General features: G+C 70.7%; 7 protein-coding genes. 2 read left to right on the top strand and 5 right to left on the bottom strand.

The features are described 5' to 3' along the window. Together hisS and AC507J_RS30905 are read right to left on the bottom strand one after the other, a co-directional pair. The coding region (gene hisS, locus AC507J_RS30910) for a histidine--tRNA ligase (protein ID WP_496293857.1) at positions 1–1,268 on the bottom strand (1,268 nt) is incomplete at its 3' end. A gap of 54 nt (positions 1,269–1,322) precedes the next feature. Continuing rightward, positions 1,323–2,042, bottom strand: a complete 720-nt coding sequence (locus AC507J_RS30905; RefSeq protein WP_496293855.1) for an MBL fold metallo-hydrolase — start codon at positions 2,040–2,042, stop codon at positions 1,323–1,325. 251 nt (positions 2,043–2,293) lie between these two features. Between AC507J_RS30905 and AC507J_RS30900 the strand changes: the two genes are divergently transcribed. After that, a complete protein-coding gene (locus tag AC507J_RS30900; RefSeq protein WP_496293853.1) occupies positions 2,294–3,214 on the top strand; it encodes a peptidylprolyl isomerase in 921 nt (306 codons plus the stop codon). A gap of 58 nt (positions 3,215–3,272) precedes the next feature. After that, positions 3,273–4,106, top strand: a complete 834-nt coding sequence (locus AC507J_RS30895) for a peptidylprolyl isomerase (RefSeq protein ID WP_496293851.1) — start codon at positions 3,273–3,275, stop codon at positions 4,104–4,106. A 68-nt stretch (positions 4,107–4,174) separates the two neighbouring features. Here AC507J_RS30895 and AC507J_RS30890 read toward each other — a convergent pair whose 3' ends face one another. The 3 genes from AC507J_RS30890 to secF form a co-directional block, all read right to left on the bottom strand. Next, positions 4,175–6,649, bottom strand: a complete 2,475-nt coding sequence (locus tag AC507J_RS30890; RefSeq protein ID WP_496293849.1) for a RelA/SpoT family protein — start codon at positions 6,647–6,649, stop codon at positions 4,175–4,177. A 174-nt stretch (positions 6,650–6,823) separates the two neighbouring features. After that, complete coding sequence (locus AC507J_RS30885) at positions 6,824–7,390, bottom strand: adenine phosphoribosyltransferase (RefSeq protein WP_496293847.1); 567 nt, start codon at positions 7,388–7,390, stop codon at positions 6,824–6,826. A gap of 106 nt (positions 7,391–7,496) precedes the next feature. Further along, positions 7,497–8,714: a protein translocase subunit SecF gene (secF, locus tag AC507J_RS30880; protein WP_496293845.1), complete on the bottom strand. Its 1,218-nt coding sequence runs from the start codon at positions 8,712–8,714 to the stop codon at positions 7,497–7,499. Position 8,715 lies beyond the last annotated feature (1 nt).

Genomic DNA, 8,715 nt, shown 5'->3' with positions numbered 1-8,715 from the left:
TGTTGGTCGCCGGAGCGGATGTCCTTGACCTCGTCGGGGGCGCCGTCTGCGCCCGGGAACCAGACGTAGGGGATGCCGCGCCGCTCGGCGTACCGGATCTGCTTGCCGAACTTCGCCGCGCTCGGCGACACCTCGGTGGGGATGCCCCGCGAGCGCAGGCCCTCGGCGACCCGGTTGCTGATCGGCCGCAGTTCCTCGTTCGCCACCGCCACCAGCACGCAGGTGGGCACCGACCGGGACACCGACAGCGCCTCGGCGCCGAAGAGCAGGCCGAGCAGCCGGGTCACCCCGATCGAGATGCCGACCCCGGGAAAGCTGACGTTGCCGGCGCTGGCTAGGTTGTCGTACCGGCCGCCGGAGCAGACCGAGCCGAACCGCTCGTACCCGATCATCTGGGTCTCGTAGACGGTGCCGGTGTAGTAGTCCAGGCCCCGGGCGATCCGCAGGTCGGCCACGCAGAGACCGGGGGCGTGCGCGGCGGCGGTCTCCACCACCCGGAGCAACTCCTCGACGCCCTCGTCGAGCAGCGGGTGGCTCACCCCGAGCGCGCGCACCGCGTCGGCGAAGGAGGCGTCCGGCGCGGAGATCTCGGCCAGCGCCAGCACCGCCTTGGCCTGCGCCTCGCTCGCCCCGGCGGTCTCGGCCAGCAGTTCCGTGACACCGGCCGGGCCGATCTTGTCGAGCTTGTCGACGGCACGCAGCGTCGCCTCCGGGTCGGTCAGCCCGATGCCCCGGTAGAAGCCCTCGCAGATCTTGCGGTTGTTCACCTGGATGCGCACCGGCGGGATCGGCAGCGAGCGCAGCGCGTCCCCGATCACCAGCGGCATCTCCGCCTCGTGGTGCGGGGCGAGGGTGTCCCGGTCGACGATGTCGATGTCGGCCTGGAGGAACTCCCGGTACCGCCCCTCCTGGGGGCGTTCCCCACGCCAGACCTTCTGGATCTGGTAGCGGCGGAACGGGAAGTGCAGCTTGCCGGCGTTCTCCAGCACGTAGCGGGCGAACGGCACGGTCAGGTCGAAGTGCAGGCCGAGGGTGTCGTCGCCGGCCGGACCCTCCGGGTCGCCGTGCAGGCGCCGGATCACGTAGACCTCCTTCGAGGTCTCCCCCTTGCGCAGCAACTGGTCGAGCGGCTCGACGGCCCGGGTCTCCAGCGGCGCGAAGCCGTACAGCTCGAAGGTGGCGCGGATCCGGTCGAGGACGTACTGCTCGATCATCCGCTGGGCGGGCGTCCACTCCGGGAACCCGGAGATGGGCGTGGGCTTGCTCATGATGCTCCGTTCGGAAACCCGCGCGCACCGCGCGGGATAGCGTGGCTGCGGCCGCTACAGGCCGCGGGTGGGGGCCGCCGGTCGCGCGCCGCCCATCCCGACCACTTCGGCGAGGTACGGGTTGGTGGCGCGCTCGCGGCCGATGGTGGTCGCGGGGCCGTGGCCGGGCAGTACGACTGTGTCGTCGGCCAGCGGAAGGATCTTGTCCCGCAGGCTGTTGATCATCGTCGGCAGGCTGCCGCCCGGCAGGTCGGTGCGGCCGATCGAGCCGGCGAAGAGCACGTCACCGGAGAGGCAGATCTGCTCCGCCTCCCAGGGCGAGCCGGCGCCGGGCAACCGGAACAGCACCGACCCGCCGGTATGGCCGGGTGCGTGGTCGACGGTGATCTCCAACCCGGCGAGGGTGAGCGTCGTACCGTCGGCCAGCTCGGCCACGTCCTCCGGCTCGGCGTACGGCAGCCGGCCGCCGAACATCTGGGTGAGGTCCGCCGACAGCCCCTTGGTCGGGTCGGCCAGCAGCTCAAGGTCGTCCGGGTGGACGTACGCGGTGATCCCGCGCGCCCCGCAGACCGGCGCCACGGAGAAGGTGTGGTCGAGGTGTCCGTGGGTGAGCAGCACCGCGGCCGGATGCAGGCGATGCTCGGCGAGCAGCGCGTCGAGCCGGTCGATCACCCCGATGCCGGGGTCGACCACCACGCACTGTTCCCCCGGCCCGGCGGCGACCACGTAGCAGTTGGTGCCGAAGGCGTCCGCAGGAAAGCCGGCCACGAGCACGTCCGCTCCCCTTCCGTCGGTACTGTCGTCTCCGCCGCAGCCTAACCGGCGCCCGAACCACCGGGCCGCGCATCCGTCCCAGCCGCCCCAACCGGCACTCACGTACCCCGATACAGATCGGCGGCGACCTCGTACACCACTTTCCCAGCCGGTACCCGTACACTCTGGCGGGCGTGTGGCGTGGCGCACCTGCCGCCCGACGGGCACGCGACCACCGGCTGACGACCAGGGTAGAGGAAAGGGGAGCACGGGTGGCTTCCAGCAGGGACCGGCAGCGCAAACTGGCGCGGGCCAAGCTCGACCGGCAACTGGCCCGCCGGGCCGCCGTCGCCAAACGTCGCCGGCAGATCCGGGCCGGCGTCGGTACCGCCCTGATCCTCGTGCTGGTTGTCGCCGGCTCGGCCTGGGCCCTGGGCGCGTTCGACTCCGAGCCGACGGAGACCAGCGCCGCCGACGAGACCTGCCTCTGGACCCCGCAGAACACCGAGGGCAACCAGAACCTCAAGGACGTCGGCACGCCGGCCACCAGCGGGCTCCCGGTCACCGGCACCCGGCCGATGACCGTGGTCACCAACCAGGGCTCGCCGATCTCCATCGAGCTGGACCTGGCGGGTGCCCCGTGCGCCGCCGCGAGCATCGCCCACCTGGCCGGCCAGTCGTTCTACGACAACACCAAGTGCCACGAGATCCGGCCCGAGGGCGCGCTGCGCTGCGGCGACCCGAGCGGCACCGGGCTGGGCGGCCCGACGTACTCGTTCTACAGCGAGAACCTGCCCAACGCGCCGGAAGCGTCGCCGGAGGCCAGCCCGGCCCCGGACGCGCCGCCGACGTACCCGAAGGGCACCGTCGCGATGATCTCGAACCCGCCGGGCGCAAACGGCAGCCAGTTCCTGATCTTCTTCAAGGACCACACCCCGACCGAGGAACCGCAGTACCCGATCATCGGTCGGGTCACCGAGGGGCTCGACGTCGTGGAGAAGATCGGCGCCCTGCCGACCGTGGACAATGGGGCTGGGGAGAAGGTCAAGCCGGAAAATGACGACGTGGTCATCCAGAGCCTGACCGTCGGTGAGCCGGTGCTGGATCCAGCATCGCCCGCCGATCCCGCCCCGACGGGTACGCCGAGCCCCGAGGCTTCCGGCGCACCCGAGGCCAGCGCGAGCGCCGGCTGACCCAGCGGATCCCAGCACACAGCAGCGGCATCCACATAACGTCCAGGAGGATCGAGGCGTGACGTCCACCAGAGAGCGGCAGCGCGCGGCGGCCCGCGCCCGGCTCGAGAAGGAGATGGCCGAGCGGGCTGCCCGGGCCCGCAAGCGCCGCCAGACGCAGGCGGTGGTGGGGGCCGGCGTGGTCCTGCTGCTGGTGGTCGCCGGCACAGCCTGGCTGGCCAGCAACCTGATCGGCGACGACAGCGGCACCGACAACACCGCCCAGAACGCCGACACGGTGCAGTGCGACTGGATCGACATCCCGGCCGACCAGCGGACCCCGACGACCAAGGACGTCGGCATGCCGGGCGCCGAGCAGAGCCGGGTGGGCGTCCAGACCATGACGATCAACACCAACCTCGGCCCGATCACCGCCCGGATCAACCGGTCGGCGGTGCCCTGCACCGCGGGCAGCTTCACCCACCTCGCCGAGCAGAACTTCTTCGACAACACCAAGTGCCACCGGCTGGTGACCGAGGGCATCAAGGTGCTCCAGTGCGGTGACCCGAGCGCCACCGGCAAGGGCTGGCGGGACACCGACGGCACCGGTGGCCCGAGCTACCGGATGGCCGAGGAGAACCTGCCCACCGAGATGCGACCGCCGTACCCGGCGGGTGTCATCGCCATGGCCAACTCGGGCCAGCCCGCGAGCACGGGCAGCCAGTTCTTCATCGTCTACGGCGACTCGCCGCTGGACCCGAACTACACGGTGCTCGGCACGATCACCGGTGGGTTGGACATCGTCGAGCAGGTCGCGGAGGCCGGCGACGACGGCGCGTTCGCCCAGCAGGCCGGCGGCGGTCACCCGAAGAAGGAGGTCGTCATCACCGACCTCACCATGACCGACGCCTAGCACCCCGTACCGCACCGAAGCGCCCGCCGGCCCAGCCGGCGGGCGCTTCCGCGTCAGGAACTCTGCGGTCAGGAGCCGGAGGTCACCCGGTACGCGTCGAAGACGCCATCGACCTTGCGGACCGCAGCCAGCAGGTGGCCCAGGTGCTTCGGGTCGGCCATCTCGAAGCTGAACCGGCTCACCGCCACCCGGTCTCGGGTGGTGGTCACGGTGGCGGAAAGGATGTTGACCCGCTCCTCGGAGAGCACCCGGGTGACGTCCGCGAGCAGCTTGTGCCGGTCGAGGGCCTCCACCTGGATGGCGACCAGGAAGGTCGAGGCGGAGGTGAGTTTCCAGTTCACCTCGACCACCCGTTCGCCCTGGGCGCGCAGGTCCTCGGCGTTGGCGCAGTCGTCGCGGTGCACGCTCACCCCGCCGGAGCGGGTCACGAACCCGAAGACCGAGTCCGGCGGGACCGGGGTGCAGCAGCGGGCCAGCTTGATCCACACGTCGCTGACCCCACGGACCACCACACCCGGGTCGTGGCTGTTGGCCCGGCTGCGCGGCGGCCGGGTGGCCACCGCGGTCTCGGCGATGTCCTCGGCCGCGCCCTCCTCGCCGCCGTAGGTGGCCATCAGCTTCTGCACCACGGACTGGGCGGAGACCTGGCTGTCGCCTACCGCCGCGTACAGCGACGCCACGTCGGCCAGGTGCAGGTCCCGGGCGATCGCCATCAGGTTGTCGGAGGTGAGCATCCGCTGCAACGGCATGCCCTGCTTGCGCATCGCCTTGACGATCGCGTCCTTGCCCTCCTCGATCGCCTCCTCGCGGCGCTCCTTGTTGAAGTACTGCCGGATCTTCGTCCGCGCCCGGGGGCTCTTGACGAAGCCCAGCCAGTCCTGCGTGGGGCCGGCGGTGTCGGACTTCGAGGTGAAGATCTCGATCACGTCGCCGTTGGAGAGCGTCGACTCCAGCGGCACCAGCTTGCCGTTGACCCGCGCCCCGATGCACTTGTGCCCGACCTCGGTGTGCACCGCGTACGCGAAGTCGACAGGCGTCGACCCGGTCGGCAGCGGGATCACGTCGCCCTTGGGGGTGAAGACGTAGACCTCCTGGCTGGACAGGTCGAAGCGCAGCGCGTCCAGGAACTCGCTCGGGTCGGCCGCCTCCCGCTGCCAGTCCAGCAGCTGCCGCAGCCAGGTCATCTCGTCGATGTGCGCCGGCGGGCCGACGATCTGGGTGCCCTTGTGCTCCTTGTACTTCCAGTGCGCCGCGATGCCGAACTCCGCCGTACGGTGCATCGCGTACGTGCGGATCTGCATCTCCACCGGCTTGCCGGTCGGCCCGATCACCGTGGTGTGCAGGGATTGGTACATGTTGAACTTCGGCATGGCAATGTAGTCCTTGAACCGGCCCGGTACCGGCTGCCAGTTCGCGTGGATCACCCCAAGCGCCGCGTAGCAGTCCCGCACCGTGTCGACCAGGATCCGCACACCCACCAGGTCGTAGATGTCGTTGAAGTCGCGACCCCGCACGATCATCTTCTGGTAGATCGAGTAGAGGTGCTTCGGCCGTCCGGTGGTCTCCGCCTTGATCTTGGCGGCCTTCAGGTCGGTCTGCACCTTCTGCGTCACCTGCCGCAGCAGCGCCTCCCGCTGTGGCTGGTGCTCCCCGATCAGCCGGTTGATCTCCTCGAACCGCTTCGGGAACAGCGTGCCGAAGGCCAGATCCTCCAGCTCCCACTTGATGGTGTTCATACCGAGGCGGTGCGCCAGCGGGGCGAGGATCTCCAGCGTCTCCTTGGCCTTCTGCTCCCGCTTCGGCGCGGGCAGGAAGGAGAGCGTACGCATGTTGTGCAGCCGGTCGGCCAGCTTGATCACCAGGACCCGGGGGTCCTTGGCCATGGCGACCACCATCTTGCGGATCGTCTCGGCCTTGGCCGCGTCACCGAGCTTGACCTTGTCCAGCTTGGTGACGCCGTCGACAAGCAGGGCGACCTCGCCACCGAAGTCCGCCCGCATCTGGTCGAGGGTGTACTCGGTGTCCTCGATGGTGTCGTGCAGCAGCGCGGCGACCAGGGTGGTGGTGTCCATGCCCAGGTTGGCCAGGATCGTCGCCACCGCCAGCGGATGGGTGATGTACGGGTCGCCGGACTTGCGGTACTGACCGGAGTGCCAGCGCGCCGAGGTGTCGAAGGCGCGCTGCAACAGCCGCGCGTCGGCCTTGGGGTGATTTTCCCGGTGTGACGCGATCAGCGGCTCCAGCACCTCGCTGACCTGCGACGACTGCCATGGCGCGTTGAACCGCGCCAGCCGCGCCCGGACCCGACGGCCGGTGGGCGCGTTTGACAACCCGAAGCCACTGCTCGGCGACGGGTCACCGGTGGTCTCGGCGGAGGCGGCGTCGGCACCGACTGCAGTACGCGCCAGTTCGCTGGTGGGCCGGACCGCGCCGGAGCCGCCGCCCGGCGCCGGGGCGGCGCTGTTGCGATCGGTCACCGAGCCGTCCGCGTCGCCTGTCGGGTGCACCGTGCCCTCCACCGGAGGGGCGACATCGTGGGACACCGGCCTCCTCACCGCTCGCCGGAAATGAACCGACCGTCCACCGGCCGGCCTGGGTCTAGCGCCGCTCGGACGGGCGACCGTCCGCCTCAGCAATGGGCAATGCTACCCGCACCGAAGGTGCCCTGCCGCTCCGCCGGACGGACCGTGCCGGCTCCGCCCGGTGGCCGCGTCGTCTCAAACGGTCAACAGGGCATGGACCGGACGCGGCGCCAGCCGCTCCCGCCCACCGAGGAAGGAAAGCTCCAGCAGCACGGTGAAGCCGGCGACGGTGCCACCGGCCCGCTCCACCAGGTCCAGCGTCGCCCCCGCGGTCCCCCCGGTGGCGAGCACGTCGTCGACCACAAGCACCCGGTGCCCGGCCGTGAAGGCGTCCTGGTGCACCTCCAGGGTGGCCTCGCCGTACTCCAGGGCGTAGGAGGCCGCGTAGGCGGGCCGGGGCAGCTTGCCGGCCTTGCGCACCGGCACCACACCGACCCCGGTCGCGTACGCGATGGCCGCCGCGATGACGAAGCCCCGCGCCTCGATGCCGACCACGGTGTCGAACGAGTCCCGCCCGTGGTACGCGACGATCCCGTCGATCACGTCCCGGAAGACGTCGCCGTCGGCGAAGAGCGGCATGAGGTCCTTGAACATGACCCCGGGTTTGGGGAAATCGGGCACGTCGAGCACCCGGCTGGCGACCAGCCGGGCCACCTCCGGGCCGCTGTCTCCGCGTACCCCGGTGTTGTGGGTCTCCGTCACGGCGCTTCCGCTCCCCTTCCACATGCCAACGGCGTCCGGCACGCTGCTCGCACAGCATGCCGGACGCCGTCGGGTCCGTTCCTACCGGGTCGTCACCCGGCGTGCCTCAGCGGCGCTTTCCGCCGGGCCGGTTGCCGCCCGCACCGCGGGGACGCCCGCCCCGGGCCGCGCCGGAGCGCTTACCGGCCGGGCGGGCACCCACCTTGGGCGCGGCGGCGCCGGCCAGGGCACCGCTCTCCGCCGGCTCCGGCTCCGGCTCCGCCTCGTCCTCGGGCTCGGCGGGTCGGGGGGTGGCGGCCTTGCCGGTCTTGCCGGCCGGCACCTCGCCCCGGGCCACCGCGCCGCGCCGGGCCTCCACCCGCTTGTTGTGGGCCTGGATCCGCGGGTCCTGGTTCTTCAGGACCGTCAGCAGCGGGGTGGCCAGCAGGATCGAGGTGAGGAACGCCATCGCCATACCGACGAAGAGCACCAGGCCGAGGTCCTTCAGGGTGCCCGCCCCGAGCAGACCGGCCCCGATGAAGAGGATGCCGCCGACCGGGAGCAGGGCCACCACCGAGGTGTTGACCGAGCGCATCAGGCTCTGGTTGACGGCCAGGTTGGCCGCCTCGCCGTAGGTCTGGTTGTTGTTCGCGGTGATTCCTCTGGTGTTCTCCTGGACCTTGTCGAAGACCACCACCACGTCGTAGAGCGCGAAGCCCAGGATGGTGAGGAAACCGATGATCGTCGACGGAGTGACCTCGAAACCGACGATCGAGTAGAGGCCGGCGGTGAAGACCAGGTTCATCACCAGGGCGAAGAGGGCCGCGACGGCCATCTGCCACTCGAATCGGAAGATCAGATAGGTGGTCACCACCGCCAGGAAGATGACCAGACCGAGCAGGGCCCGGTTGGTCACCTGGCTGCCCCACGCCTCGCTGACCCGGTTGGCGCTGATCTGCGCCGGGTCGATGCCGAACTGCTCGGCCATCGCGAGCCGGGCCGCCTCGGCCTGCGCCGCGTCGAGCTGGGTGGTGCGCAGCTCGTAGAACTCGCCGCCGCCACCACCGACCTGCTGCGCGGTGACCACGTGCGCGCCCTCGGCGCCCAGCACCCGGTCCGCGGTGGCCTCCGCGTCCTGCATGGTGCCGACGCTTGTGGGGATCTGGAACGAGTTGCCGCCGGCGAACTCGATGCCCAGGCTGAACCCCTTGATGAGGATGCTGCCCAACGCGACCGCCACCAGAAGGGCGGCCACGGTGAACCACATCTTGCGCTTGCCGACGATGTTGAGGCCGGCGTCGCCCCGGTAGAGGCGGCTTGCCAGAGAATTCTCAGCAGCGGCCATC

The organism is Micromonospora sp. PRAS1 (assembly GCF_059553435.1).
Note: the sequence above shows the minus strand (reverse complement) of the source record. Positions and strands in the feature narration are given on the sequence as shown.